This window comes from Marinagarivorans cellulosilyticus, from assembly GCF_021655555.1.
In the GTDB taxonomy this organism is placed as follows: domain Bacteria; phylum Pseudomonadota; class Gammaproteobacteria; order Pseudomonadales; family Cellvibrionaceae; genus Marinagarivorans; species Marinagarivorans cellulosilyticus.
In genome coordinates, this window is the sequence record NZ_AP023086.1 from 1,685,878 (window position 1) to 1,706,814 (window position 20,937).

General features: G+C 47.2%; 16 protein-coding genes. 10 read left to right on the plus strand and 6 right to left on the minus strand.

Features of this window, described 5'->3' with window-relative positions; genetic code table 11:
• The first annotated feature begins 98 nt into the window (after positions 1–98).
• Positions 99–2,852, plus strand: a complete 2,754-nt coding sequence (locus MARGE09_RS06670; protein ID WP_236986562.1) for a beta-propeller domain-containing protein — start codon at positions 99–101, stop codon at positions 2,850–2,852.
• Positions 2,853–2,967: 115 nt separating this feature from the next.
• On the plus strand, positions 2,968–3,939 hold the full coding sequence (locus MARGE09_RS06675) for a hypothetical protein (protein WP_236986563.1): 972 nt from the start codon (positions 2,968–2,970) through the stop codon (positions 3,937–3,939).
• Between the two features lie 105 nt (positions 3,940–4,044).
• Here the strand turns inward: MARGE09_RS06675 and MARGE09_RS06680 are convergent, their stop codons facing one another.
• Together MARGE09_RS06680 and MARGE09_RS06685 are read right to left on the minus strand one after the other, a co-directional pair.
• On the minus strand, positions 4,045–5,832 hold the full coding sequence (locus MARGE09_RS06680) for a GEVED domain-containing protein (RefSeq protein ID WP_236986564.1): 1,788 nt from the start codon (positions 5,830–5,832) through the stop codon (positions 4,045–4,047).
• A 51-nt stretch (positions 5,833–5,883) separates the two neighbouring features.
• Positions 5,884–6,279 (minus strand): hypothetical protein, encoded by a 396-nt coding sequence (locus MARGE09_RS06685; RefSeq protein ID WP_236986565.1) that lies wholly within the window; start codon positions 6,277–6,279, stop codon positions 5,884–5,886.
• A 104-nt stretch (positions 6,280–6,383) separates the two neighbouring features.
• On the opposite strand from MARGE09_RS06685, the gene MARGE09_RS06690 reads away from it, so the two are divergent.
• Positions 6,384–7,430 (plus strand): helix-turn-helix transcriptional regulator, encoded by a 1,047-nt coding sequence (locus MARGE09_RS06690; protein ID WP_236986566.1) that lies wholly within the window; start codon positions 6,384–6,386, stop codon positions 7,428–7,430.
• A 12-nt stretch (positions 7,431–7,442) separates the two neighbouring features.
• Here MARGE09_RS06690 and MARGE09_RS06695 read toward each other — a convergent pair whose 3' ends face one another.
• Both MARGE09_RS06695 and MARGE09_RS06700 read right to left on the minus strand, forming a co-directional pair.
• A complete protein-coding gene (locus MARGE09_RS06695; protein WP_236986567.1) occupies positions 7,443–7,841 on the minus strand; it encodes an MAPEG family protein in 399 nt (132 codons plus the stop codon).
• Positions 7,842–7,913: 72 nt separating this feature from the next.
• Positions 7,914–9,329, minus strand: coding sequence for a cryptochrome/photolyase family protein (locus tag MARGE09_RS06700; protein WP_236986568.1), 1,416 nt, complete (start codon positions 9,327–9,329; stop codon positions 7,914–7,916).
• Between the two features lie 111 nt (positions 9,330–9,440).
• On the opposite strand from MARGE09_RS06700, the gene MARGE09_RS06705 reads away from it, so the two are divergent.
• Entirely contained in the window at positions 9,441–9,983 is a 543-nt protein-coding gene (locus tag MARGE09_RS06705) for a DUF4124 domain-containing protein (RefSeq protein ID WP_236986569.1), read from the plus strand.
• 13 nt (positions 9,984–9,996) lie between these two features.
• Here MARGE09_RS06705 and MARGE09_RS06710 read toward each other — a convergent pair whose 3' ends face one another.
• The gene (locus tag MARGE09_RS06710) at positions 9,997–10,380 is read right to left on the minus strand and encodes a PilZ domain-containing protein (RefSeq protein ID WP_236986570.1); all 384 of its coding nucleotides are present in this window, start codon (positions 10,378–10,380) and stop codon (positions 9,997–9,999) included.
• A 427-nt stretch (positions 10,381–10,807) separates the two neighbouring features.
• Here MARGE09_RS06710 and MARGE09_RS06715 point away from each other — a divergent pair, with 427 nt between their 5' ends.
• The 4 genes from MARGE09_RS06715 to MARGE09_RS21715 all read left to right on the plus strand — a co-directional run bounded on the left by MARGE09_RS06715 (position 10,808) and on the right by MARGE09_RS21715 (position 16,140).
• Entirely contained in the window at positions 10,808–11,362 is a 555-nt protein-coding gene (locus tag MARGE09_RS06715) for a hypothetical protein (RefSeq protein WP_236986571.1), read from the plus strand.
• A 556-nt stretch (positions 11,363–11,918) separates the two neighbouring features.
• Positions 11,919–14,189, plus strand: coding sequence for a DUF1592 domain-containing protein (locus tag MARGE09_RS06720; protein ID WP_236986572.1), 2,271 nt, complete (start codon positions 11,919–11,921; stop codon positions 14,187–14,189).
• Positions 14,190–14,191: 2 nt separating this feature from the next.
• Positions 14,192–15,754, plus strand: coding sequence for a DUF1552 domain-containing protein (locus MARGE09_RS06725; RefSeq protein WP_236986573.1), 1,563 nt, complete (start codon positions 14,192–14,194; stop codon positions 15,752–15,754).
• Positions 15,755–15,930: 176 nt separating this feature from the next.
• The gene (locus tag MARGE09_RS21715) at positions 15,931–16,140 is read left to right on the plus strand and encodes a hypothetical protein (protein WP_420828096.1); all 210 of its coding nucleotides are present in this window, start codon (positions 15,931–15,933) and stop codon (positions 16,138–16,140) included.
• Between the two features lie 245 nt (positions 16,141–16,385).
• On the opposite strand, the gene ettA is transcribed toward MARGE09_RS21715, so the two are convergent.
• Positions 16,386–18,050 carry an energy-dependent translational throttle protein EttA gene (ettA, locus tag MARGE09_RS06730; protein WP_236986574.1) on the minus strand — a complete coding sequence of 555 codons (1,665 nt, stop codon included), beginning with the start codon at positions 18,048–18,050 and terminating at the stop codon, positions 16,386–16,388.
• Positions 18,051–18,272: 222 nt separating this feature from the next.
• Here ettA and MARGE09_RS06735 point away from each other — a divergent pair, with 222 nt between their 5' ends.
• Entirely contained in the window at positions 18,273–19,472 is a 1,200-nt protein-coding gene (locus MARGE09_RS06735) for a hypothetical protein (RefSeq protein ID WP_236986575.1), read from the plus strand.
• A gap of 172 nt (positions 19,473–19,644) precedes the next feature.
• Positions 19,645–20,910 carry a serine hydroxymethyltransferase gene (gene glyA, locus MARGE09_RS06740; protein WP_236986576.1) on the plus strand — a complete coding sequence of 422 codons (1,266 nt, stop codon included), beginning with the start codon at positions 19,645–19,647 and terminating at the stop codon, positions 20,908–20,910.
• Positions 20,911–20,937 lie beyond the last annotated feature (27 nt).

A 20,937-nucleotide genomic window follows, 5' to 3' on the forward strand; every position in this document is an offset into this window, starting at 1 on the left:
CAAGTTTATCCTCGTTTTTACAATTCATTAACAGTTTTGCTTTGCTAGTTAGAGTAGCCTTGTTGCACTAATAAACCAACCTGATCGAAGGGGGATTCATGAATATGAAACTTGTAGTGGCTATAGCTGGCGCCATGGCGTTAACGGCATGCGATGGCAATGACCGAGATGACAATAATACGGTTAGCGGTGTCGATTACAGCAAGCTCAAAACAACCCCTCAAACGGATGCCCCATTAACGTTGGTATCTGGTGAAGCGCTCAACCAACATATTAAAAATGGTTTACGGCTCAAAGTAAGCCCTACCAACTATTATCGCCTTGATGCCAGTGGCGGCGCTGTAGCGGAGGTGGCTCTTCCTGCCGCCCCCCCAGCGGCAGACGCGGCTGTTTCAGCAGGGGGCGGCGATAGCGATAACTTTTCCCAAACCAACGTCCATGTTTCAGGTGTCGATGAAGCTGATTATGCCAAATACGATGGCAGCCATTGGTTTATTGCGACTTACCCTGAGTACGACCCTTACCGTACCGATAACTTCCCTGGCATTAATGTGGTTGCAACAGACCCAAGCGCCGTTAGCGCTGAGGTTGTTGGCCATGTGGCGCTAGACTCCGAGTGGGGTGGCGTGAGTGAAATGTATTTGGTTGAAAATGGCGAATCAACAAGCCACGTAGCGACATTGCGAAACCAGTGGGGCAATGTGTACCCAGTTATGCCTGGTTTTGGCTTCCCTGCGTTTGATGTGAGCGTTGATGTAATGCGAATGCCTGCAATCGAGCCGTTTTTTGGCGACATTTACTATCCGCATCCTGTTAATAGTGAAACTAAAATTCAATTGGTGGATGTTGCCGACGCCAGCGCGCCAGCAATAGATTGGACCTTAAGCGTTGAAGGTAGCTTGGTTGATAGCCGTAAAGTGGGCAACATGCTTTACTTAGTAACGCGCTTTGACCCTTGGATTGCTAATTTACAGTTCGAAAATGGCAGCAAAGGTGTGCGCTCAGAAAACGAAGATGCGTTAAGCGCTGTTGCCGTGCAGCAATTATTACCAACTTACACGATTAACGATGGCGAGGCCGTAACCTTGGCCGATAGCTGTTATGTGCAAGATGGCATATCAACGACTTATGGCTACGCTAGCCTCGTTAATATTACGGCTGTAAACCTGAGCGATAAAACGGTTGTTTCTAGTCGTTGTATTAATGGTTCTGTAGAAAGCTTAAGTGTAAACCCCGACTCCATGTACCTTACGGGCACCGTGTGGGATGACCGCATGGCTGAGCGCCAGCAAACAGTGATTCATAAGTTTTCTTTAGGTGCCGACGGTGCACATTATCAAGCGTCCGGCAGTGTTAAAGGCTATATCGGCCATCGAGGTGACCCTGCTTTTAAATTGCATGAACACAACGGCGATTTGCGCATAGTGACATCCACCGGCCGGCAGTGGGATAACACCATCGCGCATCATCTTTCTATACTCGAAGAAGATAATGGCACACTTAAAACCGTAGCTTCATTACCTAATGCCAACCGGCCAGCGCCTATCGGAAAGCCGGGCGAAGATATTTATTCTGTGCGCTTTCAGGGTGATAAAGGTTATATCGTCACCTTCCGCCAAACCGACCCACTCTATGCGGTGGATTTAAGTGATCGCACTGACCCTAAAATTTCTGGTGAATTAGAAATTCCAGGTTTTGCGACTTACATGCACCCAATTGGTGATGATTATATTTTTGCCGTTGGCCAAGATGCTGATGAAAATGGTCGCGTGACTGGCATGAAGGTCGCGTTAGTGGATGTACGTGGTGACAGCCCGAAAGAAATAGACACAATTTTATTGGGTGCGCGAAATAGCCGTTCCGAAGCGCTTAACAATTTACGCGCATTGAGCTTCTTTCCTGTGGGCAACGAACTGCGTATAGCAATGCCAGTAGATTATTACCACGCCGAGACTGCTGGCGCTTACGGTTCTTGGCAACACACCGGTCTTCACTTATTTAAAGTAACGGGTATTGATGGCGACAACGCACGCTTAGTTGAGGCGGGTGTTATTGTGGCCGAAGAAGCTGGCCCCGACAAAACAAGGCCATCAGGTAGTGGCCACGATCGCAGTGCTTTCCATGACGATGCGGTATTTTATTCACATGCGAACAGTGTTTGGGCGGCTGCGTGGGATGCACCTGAAAATGCCATTGGCCCTATTAACTCTGGTCCAGTCATTTGTACGGCCGATGTTCGCCCTAGTTTACAAGTAACTGTTAACGCGCCTGGCGGCAATGCTTGCAGTGCCAAGGTGACAGCTGTTCACAATGGAAAAGCCATTGGGCTAAGAGCGGCAGGCATTGACTCTACCTGTGTTTTTTCGGGTATTGATGAAACGCCAGGCCCATTTTATATCGAGGCCTCGCTAGATAATTATTCAACCGAAAGCCAAAGCGTTGTGGTTTATCGCGATGCTTGTCATGTGGAAACAGAAAAGGTCGAGCTTAATTTAACCTCGTTTGAAAATGGCTGCCCAGAAGTAGCTTCACCGCCTTCGGTTACAGCAATTGTTAGCAATTGGAATACTGGATCTGATGTGTGCAGCGATGCGAGCGTAACTGTTTGGCAAGGTAAGGCAAGCTACATTTTAAAAGGGGAAGCTAGGCTGCAAAAAGTAAGCGAGGCCCGGTCGTTGTCTATTGCTCCACCACAAGCACAATGTATATTTACCGGTGCTAATGGTGTTTCTGGTCAGGTGACCATGATTGCTGAGATTCAAGGGCTAGGGTCGCAAGAGAAAACGGATTTATTTATTAAACAACGCGATCGTTGCTCGGTCGAGCCTATTACTGAATATTTTTATTTTTAGGACTTGATTTATTGTTCATGAGTGATGGTTTGACGTGAACCCTCTGCCGCCTGCGGGCGGCTTTTTTTAAGGAGAAAATATGTGTACCGTAATAAAGGCTAGGTTCCAGCATTCTATGTTTACGTTCGTTTTTTTAGCACTACCTTTGGGTTTGTTAGGGTGTAGTAGTGAAGACGGTATAGTGCTAGAAGATAATAACGAAGTGCTAAACGGTGGCGGTGGTGAGTTAAGTTGTGCTCAGGTAGTAAGCTATGCCGAGCCTGTAATTACATTAGAGAATATAAAAGGTAGTGATGGCGAAATTATTGAGGAAATACGTTTAACGAATATTCAGTTATCGGGGAGCCCGATTGAAGATAACTATTTTAATGAAAACTTCCGGTTTGATTCTTCTAATATCAATGTCGATTACGCAAACCGCGCTTTTAATTGTACGTTGCCTTGTTCTTTTTTTAATGAAGAAGGTGATTACTCTTTTGATGTTCTTGCTGCAGGTTATGCCCCTAAGGCGGTATCAATAAGCGCTTCGTATGCTGAGTATATCCCTGACTGCGGTGGAACTAATCAGGGCGGGAGTCACCTAAGCTTTACATTAGAAAAAACAGTGATCGATTCGCTTCGTGCATTGAATATTGCAGACGAAAGTGTCCAAACGCACATTGTTGATCAATACTTTAGCCTATATACCTACGGCCAAACGAAGCACTTTTACGTATTTGAATCTCAGAAGGCTGTCCTGTTGCTGCTGGGGTATTCGGATGATTTGACTGTATCCGGTGAGGTGATATTGTTTGGCGCGGATGAAACCGTCGAGATGATAGAGCGATGGGTGAATAATCAGCATTCAGATGGTTTGTATCCAGAAGCGGCCGAGCCACTAACGAGCTACACACTTGATCCCTCGACTGTTAATATTAGCGATCTCACATTGCTTGATCGCACTGTCGGCAATTCGCTTGAAGAGTATGATAACTACAGTATGACAGTAAGTTTCGATCGGATTGTTGAGGCTAATGCCTTTACTTTAGAAGCGCTTGAGGTCGAATTTGTGATTCACCAGATGGTTTCGAATCCATTGGATTTTTAGACTGTGCCTTATTTGTAAGGTAGGTGCTAATTTTTCTAAAGATCCTCTAAATGGCTCGTCCATAAAAAGCAGGCATCCATGCCTGCTTTTTATATTTCACAAATATTATTGGGCTGGTTCAATAATCACTTCAAAGTCTTCTACTTCTCCGTACGTAAAATTGCCACAAGCCTCGGCGCTACCGCCGTAGCGCATAGCAATGCGCAGCCGTGTATGTAATGTGTTTTCTTGCGGCGGAATATTAAAAGCGCTAATAATCCGACTATTGCTTTGTTCGTTAAAGATTAATTCATCTAGTGAAAAAGCACCGTCGTTATTTATATCTAACCATAGGCTCCAGTGCTCGTTGTATTGATTATTTCCAAAACCAGGTTCCAGCTCGAGGTTATTGCTCCCCGCTTTAAGTGTTATGGGGGCGGGGTGAAGAAAGTAGCCGCTGTTATCACCACTTGATACATTTTGGTTGTTTAGCACCATGCGTTCTATCCATTCATAAAAAGTATTATTCCCCTGTGCTTGGCAATATTCTATTGGCGTGTTCTGTGTTACCTGTGTAGTTGCTTCGCCAAAAGCAACAAAGGTATTCCAAATGCCGGTGTCTAAATGCTGGGTAATATCCAGTTGCTGGTTCAGTAGCCATACTTCGCCATTGCGGCTAGAAACAAGAAGGCCTGCGTTTTGATGTATATCGATGTCCATCAAGCTTTGACCCACCGAAATCTCATTAACACTGGTGCCAGTGCTATCCGTTTTTCCAATAAGCCCGCTCCATGTTACGTAAAATAGGTTACCCTGTTGATCTGCCGTTACTGCACGGTAATCTGTGCGAGTACCGACACGCAGGCTATTTTCTAACACCATGGTTATTGGATTGATAATGTCTACGGTGCCGCGAGAACTTTGTAACCCATAAAGTTTGTTATCTAGCCCTAAAGTTAAATCAATATATTCGTTGTCAGGGAAGAAGCGCTTTTGTGATTGCGTATTGATGAAATCGAAACGCACAATACCTTTTTGCTCTCCATTCTGAGCGGTGCGCATATCCCCTGCATATATGTGGTTGCCAAAGCCAGCAATACCACCGTAAGAAATGTTATTCACAATGCTCCAGCCAGGCTCGATATAACTATTCCAGCTGCCTTCTAAAAATTGGCTTAGCTCTGGTTTAAATACGCCATTAAAAACGAAGGTGCCTAAAAACGGGTGTTCAATAATATCGCGACTAGGGGCGCCTTGCTCGTTGGCTGGAATGGCTATATTGCTCAGTAAATTTAGCTCAAGATCAAAGCTTGATATGTTTTGAGCACTACTTATTAAAATTGTTGGGCTATTCTGGAAATAGGTTTTAAACCATAAATCGTGCTCGTGATATTGGCCGTCTAGGTAAAGGCCGCCTTGAGAATAGCCATTGTTATTGGTGTAGCCAACATTTAAGCCGTCGCCTTGCTCGTCGGCAATTAATTCAAAGGCGTAGCTTTTTTCTGGACTTAGGGCGACTGTATCTGGGAAGGAAAAGGTCACCTCTTTACCCGTGCCACCACCCAAACCGCAACCAGGTCCGGCCTCAAAATTAAAGCAATCTTCTAAATATTGCTGGTGACTGCTGGCGATTATTTCGCCGTTAATATTATCCTCTCGAATATTAATATGTGCCCAGTTGCCTTGCTGGCCACCACCGGCATCTAATAACTGAACACTAATGTGGCTGATCTGCTCGGCCGAAGGTTGAAACTTTTGCCCCACTGGGGAAAATGCTTGGATGCCCAAGCTGGCGGTGACCTCCGTTTGGCTTTGATCAATACTCGCGCCGTAAGCAGAAAAGGAAAAACAGAAAAAGCTGGCAATAACTTTTGCATTAACGGAAATTAAGCTTTTTAAAAAATTCTTGTTCATATAAATAATCTCTGGCATTAAACGTTTTATCGGGGTAGGTGGTGTCGATAGTTAGCTTAAATGGCAAAGTCGGCAAAGTTGCGCGAACATGCTGGGGTAATAGGTTGGGCTGGTTTGAATTGGGTGCACAGGGCTGCGGTTGTTGCGCCCAAACTTTAAGCCTTTTGCGGTAAGTACATTAATTTTTCGGTAGCTGTCAAAGTGGCTAAGGCTTGGACGGTATAACGTCATTAATAAGCCGTGTTCGCGTAAAATATTATTGGCTTTACGCGCGCTAATTTTAGGCGCGTGTTGCTTGAGCAATGTGGTGAGTGGTAGTGTTTGTGGTTGTTCTACAGGCTTAGGGTCGGCATCGTTATCGCAGGGGCGCGAAGGGTTTGGCACTAATGAGGGGCTAATGGTCGGGGCTTGTAACGCTTGCGTTGGATAAACAGTATAGCGCATCATAAAATAACTCCAGTTATTGATGATTAAGCGACGAGTGAGTGTCGCTGAAAAACCGCGCAGCACAGGTAGTGCATTGCCGTTAATATGTTCGCAAGGTTGCGTTGATGAGTGACCTTGTGAACATGCGAGTATTATCGCAAGGCGCTGTCTCAGATCATGAGACTGTAAAAAAGAGAATAAAATTTATGGATGGTTTTGATCGCATTTACGATTTACACAAAATTTTACAGAGCCGAAAAACGGCAATACCACTCAAAGATATACTGGCTGAAATGGAGTGCTCGCGGGCAACGTTTAATCGTATTAAGCGCCATATGAGCGATTTTTTAGGGGCACCCATCGAATACAGCCGCGAACGCGGTGGTTATCTGTATGGTGATGGCCACTACGAGCTACCCGGTACTTGGTTTAACCAGCAAGAATTACATGCCATGGTGGTGATGCATGCACTACTGGAAAATACCGGCAATGGCTTGTTAACTGAGCAGCTAGCGCCGATAAAGGCCCGCTTTGAGCAATTACTTAAAGCGTCGTCTGTGAATGCGGCAGCGCTGAGCGAGAAAATTGTTGTTGTTAATGCAATCACGCGGCCGGTAAAGCATCGTTTTTTTGTCAAGCTTGCCAGCGCGCTATTTAACGAAACAACGCTGGCGATTGAGTATTTAGGCCGTATTGATGGCAATGTTTCTAAGCGGGTTATTTCGCCGCTGCGTTTGGTGCTTTATCGCGGCAATTGGTATTTAGATTGTTGGTGCCACTGGCGCAGCGCATTGCGTACTTTTGCTCTAGAAAATATCCAGTGGTGCTCCCAAGCTGATGCCCCCTTTCATGCGGTTAATGCCAGTACGCTCGATCAGCATGTTAAACCGACCTACGGCATTTATGCCGGCCAAGCGAATGAGCGTGCCGTGCTTAAGTTTACAGCGGCATCGGCGGCGCAAGTTATGGCCGAGCAATGGCATCCAGAGCAACACATTGAAAAAAGTGATGATGGCAGTTTGTGTTTAAGCTTGCCGTACGACGCTGCATTACCGACAGAATTGGTAGCAGACATTTTAAGTTATGGTGCCCAAGTAGAAGTGGTGGCACCACAATCGCTGCGCGCGCATGTTGTGCAGGCGTTGCGCGCTACATTGGCGCGCTACCAGTAGTCCTGCTGCATGTTAAGCGTACTGAATCACTAAATTGACCCAAAGCCCCAAAGCAAAGAGCACCCCAAACCAAAAGACCAGCATACGGTGCAAAATATTGTTGTACGTGAGGTGGACGATGACATGCGCAATACGAGAAAAGACAAACAGCCACGCCATCACTAATGCAGCGGTGCTTTGAATGCCTAGTGCTAGGTATAGGGTGCCAGCGACATAAAATAACACCGGTAGCTCAAACTGGTTGTTGTAATTGCGCGTAGTACGCAGCACAAAATCGGGGAAGTCGCCCTGCATGGTGCGAAACATTTTGATGGGGATTTGTTTATTGCGTACTCCTTTAACACGGCTAGTAACGGCAATAACGCCCACAGCAGTGGTAAGAAGGACCATGGCAAACATCGCGTATAACATAATATTCCTTTTGTGGGTTTACGATTAGCAAGTTTGCCATGTTAACTGTTTAGGTGGCTTGGCGTTAGTTTTTCAACCTAGGTTCAAACTGGCGTAGGCCGCCAGAGCGGTTTCGCGGGCTGTTTTGTGGTCGACCATTGGCGCTGGGTAATCTTGCCCGATAACAACACCGGCCGCTTTCAGCTCTGCTTCGGGGGCCAGCCAGGGGGCGTGAATAAATTTTGCGGGCAGTTTGGCAAGCTCTGGCACGTAAGCGCGAATGTAATCGCCGTGTTTATCAAACTTTTCGCTTTGGGTTATGGGGTTGAATATACGAAAGTAGGGCGCAGCATCGGCACCGCAGCCGGCTACCCACTGCCAACCGGCGGTATTATTCGCCAGGTCGGCATCTAGCAGGGTATCCCAAAACCAGTCGGCACCGTGCTGCCAGTGCAGTTGTAAATGCTTGGTTAAAAAAGATGCTACCACCATGCGCACACGGTTATGCATCCAGCCTGTTTGCCAAAGCTGGCGCATTCCCGCATCCACTAAAGGGTAGCCTGTTTGCCCTTGTTGCCACTTTTCTAGCGTATTACCGGTTGGCTTTTGCCAAGGGAACTTGTCAAATTTGGCTTTGAAGGGCTCCTTAATCATGTGCTCGAAGTGGTGAACTAAGTAGTAGCTAAAGTCGCGCCAGAATAACTGTCGCAAATAGGGCGCGGCTTCGCCTGAGGGGAAGTGTGTGCTTACTGTTTGCCATATTTGACGGGGGCTAATTTCGCCGAAATGTAAATGCGGCGATAGCATCGAGGTGCCATCACTGCTGGGAATATCGCGCTCTACATTGTAGTTTTGCAGTTGCTCTATAACACTTGCTAGGCGCAAATGTGCGCCAGCTTCACCGGGTTGCCAGTGGTGTTTAAATGCTTTGGCCCAATTGGGCTTTTGGGGTAGCCATTTCAGCTTTTTAAGTGTGCTACTGGCACTGTGCTTGTGAGGGTGCCATTGGTAGTTTTTTGGCATCTTCACTGCTGTAGGCTGGCCAAGCTGGGCCACCGCCGTTTTGTAAAAGGGCGTGAATACCTTGAAAGGGGTGCCTTGCTTATTAAATAGCGTGCTGGGCTCCAGCAAAAGTTGGCCTGCAAACTGGCGGCAGGTAATATCGTGTTCTAACGCGGCTTGCTGTAGTTGTTTTTGCTGTTTTGCCAGCCAAGGCTCGTGAGCGCAGCTAAAATGAATGTGTTCACATTGGTGTTGTTTCGCTAAGGTGAGTAAGCTTTCGGTGGTGCCAAGGTGTATTAGCAATTTGCCGCCTAGTGTCTGCAGTTGCTGATCAAGGGCGATTAAGCTGTGGTGTAGCCACCACAAACTGGCCCCACTATGGCCTGCTGGGTTAGTGGTATCGACAAGGTATACCGGCAAAATGGCATCGCCTAGCTTTGCTGCAGCGTGCAGTGCAGGGTTATCGCTTAAGCGTAAATCGTGGGTAAACCAAACGAGAGTTGTCATTAGTTGTGGCTACTATGCTGTAATTTCAAAAGCCTTTATCAGGCGGCTAGCGGGTTTATACATCAATTGTGGTGAGTTGGATGGCTTGCCGATGCAAATAGGATCGATTGCGTGAAATGGTTAATGGTGAAAATGGTTATGATGCTGGCGATTGGCTTTGGCATTCTTAACTATGCGTTGTATTTAAAAACTGGCAAGAGTCCTTTGGCTGATATGGATTGGTCGATGCCTAAATTTACTGTGCCCGATATGGCAACCTTAAAAGATGCTATACCGGACGTGGATTTGCCGTCCATGCCCGGCATTGGCGAACACGCCGAAGGCAAGCCTATAGAAGTGTATAAGTGGGTGGATGCCGACGGTGTAATTAATTACAGCCAGACCAAGCCAGAAAGCTCAGTTAGCGCAGAGGTAATGATGGTCGACCCAGAAACCAACGTGGTACAAGCAGACAAACTGCCAGAGCCTACCCCCGAACCCGAACAGCCGGTTGCTGAGGTCAAGCCTGCGCCATCGCTGCCGGATATGTCGTTGTTGCCCACCCCAGATCGCGTAAAACAGCTAATGGATGATGCAAAGGGGATTCAAACAAAAATGGACGACCGCGCTAAAATGCTCGAAAGCGTGGTCAATGGTGCCATGCAAGAAAAGTAAAGCCGCCGATGGTTTAGGTTGCCATCTCGGCTTTAATAACAAGCTCTGCGAGCACGCGCTCGGAGGCATTTGGGTCTTCAAGGTTGGTTTCGATAAGCCTGCGCAAATGGGTGATAGAGTCCATATCAATGCTTGTGCAGTGAAAGCCTAGCGCTTGATCGCTACTGTGTACCAGTGCCACCTGCATAGCGATATGCACCTCTTCAGATAACACAATTTTTACCGTGCAGGGCATATCACTGCGTAAGTGATAATGCGCTGGCGTTTTCACCAATAAACCGTTTAGCGAAACATCGACGAGCTCGGTAATAAAGCTGCGCTCGCCTTGGCTTATGCTCGCTTTGGCTTCAAAAACCACTCGGCTGTACTGGCGGCGCTCTTCCATATTGCTGGGCATTGTGCTTGGTTCTCCTATTTAAATGACGCAGCGGTGTTTTCAGTAATGGCTGCGCTAACACAGTAATGATAGTTGAGGCGCTAGCATTGTGTAGTGAAGTTGCTGTTATCTTGGTTATTTAACGCACAAGGGCCCCTAATATATAAGCCGCGTATTGCACTGCGCTGGAATATCAGAGGAGTCTTGAACTTAATCAGTGATAGTCGAATATGACATTAATTGTGGGATCTATTTGTTACAGGAATATTTTGTTATATCGGCTAGATATAACGCTGCTTGCGCGTGGCTGGGCTATGCTTTTTGTTGACGGGCCAAAACTCCTAACGTCTACGTGGGTTGGTAATGCACTATGCCGCACCGCGTAATATTGCCGTAGGCAATAAAAAAACAAAGGAGTGCGGTAGATAATTAAGAGGATAAGAGAGTTATGAATAATTCGAATGGCGCGGTGCGTGAGGTAATAGAATCGCTTTTTGAGCAAGCCGCAACAGAGGTGTTCTCCCCTATTGGCTTAGGCTTAAATTCTGTAACGCTGGATGCATCGATTTGTAACAAGCAAATCGTTGGCGATAGCGTGTTATCGGTATTGAGCGCTGCAGGCAATGGCATAAAGATATTGTCGTCAATTAACGCCAACTTCGCGACGTTACAAGCTCTTTACCCCTTAGGAGACAACCCCACGGCAGACGAGTTACGCGACTGGTGCGGCGAGCTGAACAACCAGTTGGTCGGGGCGGCAAAAAACCATATGCTAGCGTACGATTGCAAAGTATTAATGGGCTTGCCAACCTTAATCCAGGGCGAGAATTTGGCGAGTATCAGCTCGAGTGAAGCTTGTATTAGCAAGCGTGTTTTCCTGTCTGGCGAAGGAGAAATTATCACCTACTTATCGACCATTATCGAACCTGCCTTTACTATTCGCGACGAACCAGATGAGTCGTTAACTGGTTTAACCCAGGGTGGCGAGTTGTCGTTTTTTTAGCGGCTTTTTAGTGGCCTTTTAGAGGGTGCGAACAGGCTATTATAAGCTTTAGTTTGTTCGCGCAGCTCTAGCAAAATCAATGCGCAGTTACGCAGTTGCGGCGGTGCTATTTATCTTCCGCGTGGTGCGTTAGTTCTCCTCGCCTATGCCTACAACTACTATGCTGGTGGCGCTAATTTAACTCAATGATTGACCATCATTAACCATTTATAAAAAGAGAGCGCTGCTCGCTATTTATTGGTTTTCCCCCCATTTATCGCTAAAAATCCAAGATATTGGCATCCCATTTTACTTTTTACCCTATTGGGACTCGCTGTTACCTCGTGCCTGCACATAAGCTACAACCCTTATGGATACTGACGTTCTAGGCACCAAAAGAATGTGGGAATTCCCACTGTTTGTCCCACATTAATTAAAGTGAAGGCAGTTCACATTTCCCCGCAAATTGGCCTCAAAATTAGCTGTTAAGGTATTCACAAGCAGGTCTGCAACCACCTGTTTTTTAAGCCCAGATTTTTAGGGTAACAATACTTAAATAACTAATAAGAGGCATCACATGCACCAGCGAAACGTTCATCGCCAGCTGCCACAACTCTTCTTTGCCTGCACGCTTGGATTCTTAACTGGCTGTGTTGGTGAGATTGGAACGTCGAGTAGCTCGGCGCCAAATTCCAGTGAAAATCAAACATCAAGCGTTTCTTCACTTTCTTCTGCAGGTGTATCGTCACTATCCTCTGCGAGCGTATCGGGTAGTACCAGTAGTGCGCCGCAGAGCGATGCTTTTGCTCGCGGTAAAGCATTGTATGAAAGTTTGGAACTCACCTGCTCTCTTTGCCATGAAAAAGACGGAAGTGGTGGAGCCATTATGAAGCCACTGGCGCCGGGAGCTTGCACACTTGAGGCGACAGATGGCTGCAATGATATACCGACTGTTGCGCGATACATCGCAGGTAATATGCCCGATAAAAGCGGGAGGTGTACCGATACCAACGGTTCGAGCTGTGCGACAGATATTGCGACTTATATCATCACCGCCTTTGACCCGGCGAACAATGTTTCAAATGGCGACCGAGACGGCGACGGTGTGGCTGATGAAGATGATAAGTGCCCAGGCACCGACTCAGGTAAAAGCGTAGGCCCTACTGGCTGCGCTGCTAAAGATGAGACCGACTTGCCGGTTGTAAACAGCATAACCACACCGCAGATGCGCTTAACTGCTAGCCAGTATGCCAACACCATCAAGACGGCGTTTGGGCAAGAGAGTTTGCCAAATATTACCTACATGTCGGATTTGTTTGGCCCCTTTGAGATTTTTGCTAACAATGCCAATGGTACTGCTGCCCCAGGCGACTTTAGTACAGTGCTTGGCGGGGCTAAAGTTTTAGCGCAGAGCATTGCCAAGGGGTACAGTGCAAAATGCAGTGATAACAATTGGCGCAATAACACCGAGCAGTGTGTGACAGACCACCTCGCTCCTGCTTTGCAAATGCTCTATCGTGAGCAAAGTCTACCTGCCGCAGATATTCAATCGGTAGCCAGTGTCATCAAAGCCAACTTTGCGCTAAATGCGACTACCGAGCAAGCCATTGCCGCAGGCATTACCTTGGCACTGATTGATGATCGAACCATTTTCAAATTAGAGCATGGCAGTTCTCCACTTGTCAGCGGCAAGCAGCAATTAACAGAGCGTGAGTTTATTAATCGCCTTTCTTATTTTTTAGTGGGCAATACGCCAGATGAAGCGCTGATTGCTGATGTTAATGGCATCATCAATACTCCCAGTAAAATTAGTCGCCAAGCGGAGCGTTTAGCGGCGCAAAAGCTGCACCAAGATGTTGTTTGGAAATTTGTTGCTGAGTGGTTAAATATTCAAACGACGGTACCGTCTGAAGCGATGGCTTTGGTGCCTGCGCCATTAGTGGGTGATCAGTGTAACTACACTGGCCAGTGCAAAACAAAGTTTGCCGGTTTAGCGCAAAGCTATGACTGCGCCAATAGTGCTAGCGCTAATAGCGTGTGTATGTGTGATGGTGCGCGTTGCGATAGCCTTTCTGGTGGAACTGCGTTGTCGCTTGCTGATGCTGCTCAGTTGGAAACGCGCAAGTTTATCGACTACATCGTTGATAACAATTTGCCCTTCTCTGAATTATTCAACGCTAACTACAGCTTTATTAACAAAACGCTAGCTGAGCATTACAAGGTGCCTGCCCCAGCTGCTGATTGGGAATTATATACCTTTCCTGCCGGTGCTAATCGACAAGGTATTTTGACTCATGCCAGCTTCCTAAGTAGCAATGGTAATCACGGGCGTGATCTCAATACTATTTTCCGCGGAAAAGTTCTTTATGAGCGTTTGTTCTGCGAAAAAATGCCCATCCCGCCAAATGCAAATGAGTTGTTTGAGTTAAATGACCAAATAGCGGATAGGACGGTCGACCCTATTTGTGGCGCTTGCCACAACAAGGTTGACCCCATTGGCCGAATTTTCGATTTATACGATGACAATGGTGGCCTTTACGAGAGTCAAGAGCTATTCGGTGAAGTTACGGCATCGGCGGATATTTCCAATACTTACGACAGCGTGGCGGAATTATCCAGCGCTATAGCGGGCAGTGAATCGGTGCTTTATTGCGCGACACAGCAATTATTTCGCTCAAGCTTAGGGCGTGATGTAAGCCGTGCGGAAACCGAGAGCTTCATGCAGGTTCGCGATGCTCTTAGTGGTGGCACCCTTAGCGAGGCAATGAGCGCACTTGCCGCAACAGATGCTTTTAAGCATGTGTACACCAACTTCAATCCTGATTCACAATGTTCGATGGGGAACTAATTATGACAACTTCAAATAACCTCCGCCGACGCGAATTTATTAAACACACTGCTGCCGCTACCGGTGCGGCGTCTGTTTCTACCTTAATGGTGCAGCGGGCTCTTGCGCAAGAAACGGGTTTTAAGCGTGTTATCTTCTTTTACAAGCCCGAAGGTTGTGAACAAGAAGCATTTTGGCCTGTGAACACCGGTGCGCTGCAAATTGACATGAATGCTGATTTTCGTAACGGTGCGCCTGAAAGCCGAGGTGGTTCTATTCGGAATTACAACAACCGAAATACTGCCGCAGCGACTTATTGCTTACAGCCATTAAAGCGCCACCAAAATGATATATCGCTTTATAGTGGCTTCGCGAATAAATTAATGGGTACCACTAAGGCTCACGTTCAAGTGGTGGATCATGCTTTGACGGGCGGGACGCCTAATCAAGGTAGTATTGATTACCACCTAGGGCGTGCCATTGGCGGTGATACATTGGTTAAGCAAATGTATACCGGTGTTTGGGCTCACCATGTGCTTAGCCAAGGGCCTGGTAATGACTTTTTAAATCCCCGACGAGATTTTCAAGGTCGTCCGTCGGGCAATAGTAACTGGAACCCAGTAGAAACTTACTTGCAGGTCTTCAGAAATGGTATTCCTGCTCCGAGTGGCGGTGGGGGCGTCGATAACTCAGCATTGCTTCAAGAACTACGCTCTGAGCAATCGGTATTAAAAGCCATGGAAGACCGCTTGGCACAAGTGAAATGCTTAGGTGGGCAAGAAGCCTACGAAAAATATAGCACCTTGCTACAAAGCTATACGCAATTAAAAACAGATGCCGACAAAAATATTGCGCTAGCGGAAGCAGAAGCGGGTAACGCGTCCGACATTCAAGATGTCCGTTTTGATATCCCCAATGGTTGGCTTAATAACACCGCTGGGAATGTTACTAACCGCTCAAACTATTGGAATGACTCTGCCAACTTTGAGCGCTTGGTGGATTTTTCAATCGACACCACCATTGCTGCTTTAGCGCTGGATCGCTCGCGAGTTTCGGTATTGCAATTTAGTGGTAGCGGCAACAACAATGGCGCCATTGACGGTAACCATTATCGCAATTTCGAACGTGTAGCGAGCAACCCTTATTATCAGGGTATGGGGAACGGCAAGGGGATTCCTAGTTTAGAAGGGGGTGGGGTGAATGATCATACCTACGGTCATGCCGCTGGTGGAGATAGCGTTCGCCGCAATCACGCCCGAACTCACCGTTGGTACATGGATAAATTGGCGCGCATGATCGACCGCTTGAAAGAAATCCCTGATGGCCGAGGCACCATGTTTGATACCACTCTTATTGTCCACTGTTCAGAATTTGGTATGTATAACCATCGCGCCCACGATATGCCTTATATGATTTGTGGTAACGGCGGCGGTGCATTCAAAACAGGGCAATATCTGGATGCGCGCAATGGCAATAATTTCCGTAATCATGCCGATTTCTTTTTGGCCATTGCACAGGGTTTAGGTGCGGGAATGAACCGCTTTGGTGAATCCTCAACTCCCTACAGTGCAATGCTAAACCGGTAAGCCTGCCTTCGTCGGCGTACCCTCGCCCTTCTGGGTTTCAACTTCATCCTGAGGTTGAACCTAGAAAACGCAGTTGAATCATCAAAGCCTATGTATCCCCTTGGTGCGCAATGCACACTAGGGGAATACGCATCTTTTTGACGCTCAATTACGGCTTCTAGGTTAAAGCGAAGGCTATTGCTACTGGGTATGAAAGAAGTTGTGCGGTGTTGTTAGACGGCAGTTTACAGTGCTGGGGAGCGATAAATGGCAAGAAAGGTGGCCGTTTCGTCGATGCTTATTTGAGCCACACCAGTAACTTTTTTGTTAAAGAGGATGGGAGCTCGTCAACGTGGAACGGCAACGGTAGGGACTTTAAAATTCTATTGCCCAGACTTGCTGTGTAGCAAGATAGTTAACCCCGCTAAAAGACATAGTCGTTTTATTTTGGTAACTATTCAGTCATGCTCAAATAGGTCGGCAAACTGATCATTTTCTAGGCCGCTCAAGCCAATCCGTGGGCGCCATGCACGCGATCCCAGCGCGTGAATGGCTAGGAAATGATCAGTCAGCCCTTCGAGTGTGCAGCACTTTTTTATGGCTGAATAGTTACCTTTATCAACGTTCTAATCTGCAGGTTAATTTCCAGCAGTTAAACCTTTAGTGGTTTGTATTTAACCCGCTTGGGTTGGGCGTTGTTACCTTTTCGCGCCACAAAGTCTTCGTGGTATTCGGTGTAGTTACCCTCGAAAAAGACAATTTCGCTTTCGTCTTCGTAAGCCAAAATATGCGTAGCAACGCGGTCTAAAAACCAGCGGTCGTGCGAGATAACCAAGGCGCAGCCGGGGAAGTTTTCAATGGCTTCTTCTAGTGCGCGCAAGGTTTCAACATCCAAGTCGTTTGAAGGTTCATCAAGCAGTAAAACATTAGCCCCTTGTTTTAGGGTATTGGCTAAATGTAAACGCCCGCGCTCACCACCGGATAATTCACCGACACGTTTTTGCTGGTCCGATCCTTTAAAGTTAAAGCGGCCAACATAGGAGCGAGAGTTTACTTCGTAGTTACCGATTTTTAGCATGTCGGCACCTTCAGAAATCGCTTCCCAAACGGTTTTATCGTTAGCGAGGTTCTCGCGGCCTTGCTCTACGTACGCCACTTTTGTGGTTTCGCCGAGTACAACTTCGCCGCTATCGGGCTTTTCTGTGCCGGCAATCATACGGAATAGCGTCGATTTACCCGCACCGTTACCGCCCACAATACCCACAATGGCGCCTTTGGGGATTGTTAAGCTCAGGTCGTCAATTAATAGTCTATCGCCAAAGGCTTTGCTAACGTTATGAAGCTCGATAACTTTATCGCCAAGGCGCTCGCCGGGTGGAATATAAATTTCGTTAGTTTCGTTACGGCTTTGGAATTCTTGGCTTTGCATTTCTTCAAAACGCGCCAAGCGAGCTTTGCTTTTTGCTTGCCGGCCTTTTGGATTTTGGCGGGCCCATTCCAGTTCGGTTTTCATGGCTTTTTGACGAGCCACTTCAGAGCGTTGTTCCTGTTCTAGGCGGGCCGATTTTTGTTCTAGCCAATTGCTGTAGTTGCCCTCATAAGGAATGCCGTGGCCACGGTCTAATTCCAAAATCCAGTTGGCGGCGTTATCGAGGAAGTAGCGATCGTGCGTAATGGCAACGACAGTGCCTGGGAATTCATGCAGGAATTGCTCTAACCAATAGACCGATTCCGCATCCAAGTGGTTGGTAGGCTCGTCCAGCAGCAGCATATCAGGGCGTGATAGCAGCAGGCGGCACAAAGCGACGCGGCGCTTTTCACCACCAGAAAGCTTAGTAACATCGGCATCCCAAGGTGGCAGGCGGAGCGAGTCGGCCGCAACTTCTAACTTGTGGTTTAAATTGTGGGCATCCCACGCTTCAATTACATCTTCACACTTAGCTTGTGCTTTAGCCAAGGCATCAAAGTCAGCGTCCGGCTCGGCATAGTCGGCGTAAATTTTATCCAGCGCAGCAAGGGCATCAACCGCTTCTTGCACGCCTTCTTCGACATTGCCACGTACGTCTTTATCCGGGTTAAGGGCAGGCTCCTGAGGCAGGTAACCTACTTTGATATCAGGCATTGGGCGGGCTTCACCTTGGATGTCAGTATCAATGCCAGCCATAATTTTCAACAGTGTTGATTTACCCGAGCCGTTTAGGCCGAGTACACCAATTTTGGCACCGGGGAAAAAAGAGAGAGAGATGTTTTTAAGGATTTCGCGTTTGGGAGGAACAATTTTGCTCACCCGGTTCATGGTATAGACGTATTGCGCCATCTAATTTCAGCCTCTAGGAAGTTGCGAATTTAATAGTGGCGAAGGGTACTTAGCTTGGCGGGGGATTGCAATTTGAAAGATGACTATCGAATCTTTCGTTTAACGTCTATATGTGCGCGGTGTCATTGCGACGGTTACCTTTTGGTGTTTGCATTTCGCCGAAGACATTGATCTAATTCGAGCAGAAATAAAAATCATAAACACACATTAGAGGGAGATAACATGAAAAACCAAACTTTACCTACCATTGCAAAGCTATCGGCGAGCGGTTTATTGGCGGTGCTCATTACGGCATGTGGCAGCAGTGGCAGTGATGATACTAATGCGGCTGCGCCGCAATCTTCAGCTGCAGCGCAAACATCGAGCAGTCTTGCGGCCAGCTCATCTTCAGAGCAAGCAAGCAGTGTTGCAACAAATGATAGTGGCGTGGCTGAATCCTGCGCGATGCTAAATGGTAGTTTTATCGAGTGTTTAGATTTTGAAAATATGAGTCCAGGTGCTGTGCCTTCTGGCTTTAACCAATCGGGTAACGGTATTGCTGTTGTTGAAGGCGAGGGATCTTATAGCGGTGATTTGGCGTTGAAAATATCGGGCGCCTCGGCCAGCTATTTGTCATTAGCAAATTTTACCGGTACCCATTGGGGACGCATGTATTACAAAAACATTGCCAAACCTTCAAGTATTGATAGCTACTCTCACACGACTTTAGTGTCTGGGTTTGATAATGGAGCGCAATTCCGCTTTGTGGATATGGTCGCAGCACCAGATAATGCTGCCGATGCAGGTAAGTACCAGCACCTATACAATACTGAGCCCAATGATTTGTCACTTGAAGGCCCGTACGACAATAGTTATGACGGCGAGTGGGTATGCGTTGAGTGGTCAATGGATACCGCAGCTCAGGAGTTTTATTTTTATAAAGATGGTAATGAAGTAGCGTTGGCTAACTTCGGAACATCGACTAATTCAACTGACTTAGCTGATGCGAAAAAATATAATTTTAATGAGACTAATATGACGTTTCAGATGACGCCTGTTCCAGCAGAGATATCTGAGCTACGTATTGGCATCCAAAATTATCAGCAAGACAGCTTCACATTCTTGCTGGATGATATTGTTATTGCTGATGCCCGTGTAGGTTGTGATCTTGCAGCTGAAGCATCGAGTTCGGAAATGAGCTCTTCGTCAATGGTGATGAGTAGCTCTGAAGCAGCTTCTTCATCTGCCCCAGCAGTGGTTGTGGGCAAAGCTGACTTTGATATGATGTGTAAAGGCTGCCACACCGGTGCCCCTGCAGACTTAATTGGCGGTCGCGATCAGGCTGCTCTGTCTGCTTATATTAACGGCGCTATGCCTCAAGGTAATCCATCGGCGTGTGAAGATACGTGTGCGGATGAGGTTGCTAGCTATATCCTTAACTAACGTGCTTATCGCTTAATGTAAAAGCAGCTATTAGGGCTGCTTTTTTTATGCCTAGCTTTTAGCTTGGAGCGCTAAAACTGCCCCAACTAGTGTACAATCGCGCCCTATCTTTTTCCCTTCAATACCTAACCAATATGCCGGCCTAGGCCCTAGCTGTGATTTGAGGATTCCTATGTTTGATAAGAACCAAACCGTTGCCGATTTTGACCCCGAAATTTGGTCGTCAATTCAAAATGAAAACCGTCGCCAAGAAGAGCACATCGAGCTTATTGCCAGCGAAAACTACACCAGCCCAATGGTTATGGCTGTGCAGGGCACAAAGCTGACGAACAAATATGCCGAAGGTTACCCCGGCAAGCGTTACTACGGTGGTTGTGAGTATGTTGACCAATCGGAAGGCTTAGCCATTGAGCGCGCCAAAACATTGTTTGGTGCCGATTACGCCAATGTACAGCCGCATTCTGGCTCACAAGCCAACGCAGCAGTTTACGCGGCCCTGTGTGCGCCAGGCGACACGGTTTTAGGTATGAGCCTAGCCCACGGCGGCCACTTAACACACGGCGCTAAAGTAAGCTTTTCTGGCAAGTACTACAACGCGGTTCAGTATGGTTTGAACACAGAAACCGGCTTGATCGACTACGAAGAAGTGGAGCGTTTAGCGCTTGAGCACAAGCCCAAAATGATTGTTGCGGGTTTCTCGGCGTATTCACAAGTGGTTGATTGGCAGCGTTTTCGCGATATCGCCGATAAAGTAGGCGCATACTTATTAGTAGATATGGCACACGTTGCTGGTTTGGTTGCGGCAGGTGTATACCCAAGCCCTGTGCAAATCGCCGATGTAACAACCTCAACTACGCACAAAACTTTGCGCGGCCCACGTGGCGGCATCATCTTGGCGAAGGCAAATGAAGAAATCGAGAAGAAGTTAAACTCGGCAGTATTCCCAGGCGGCCAAGGCGGCCCATTAATGCACGTAATTGCTGCAAAAGCCGTAAGCTTCAAAGAAGCCATGAGCGACGAATACAAAACGTATCAGCAGCAAGTGGTTAAAAACGCCAAGGTTATGGCAGAAACTTTCATTAAGCGCGGTTTGAATATTGTCTCTGGCGGTACCGAAAACCACTTGATGCTAGTAGATTTGATCGGCAAAGAATACACCGGTAAAGATGCCGATGCCGCTTTAGGCGAAGCCAACATTACCGTTAACAAAAACGCCGTACCTAACGACCCACGCTCGCCGTTTGTAACCTCTGGTTTACGTGTAGGTACACCAGCAATTACTACTCGCGGCTTTAAAGAAGCTGAAAGTGAGCAGTTGGCAAACTGGATGGTAGACGTATTAGACAGCCTTGAAAATGGTAACTCTGAAGAGGTAATTGCCAAAGTGAAAGGGCAAGTTCTAGAGCTTTGCGCTAAATTCCCTGTTTACGGTGAGTAATTAGCTGTAGCGAAAAATGGGCGGCCA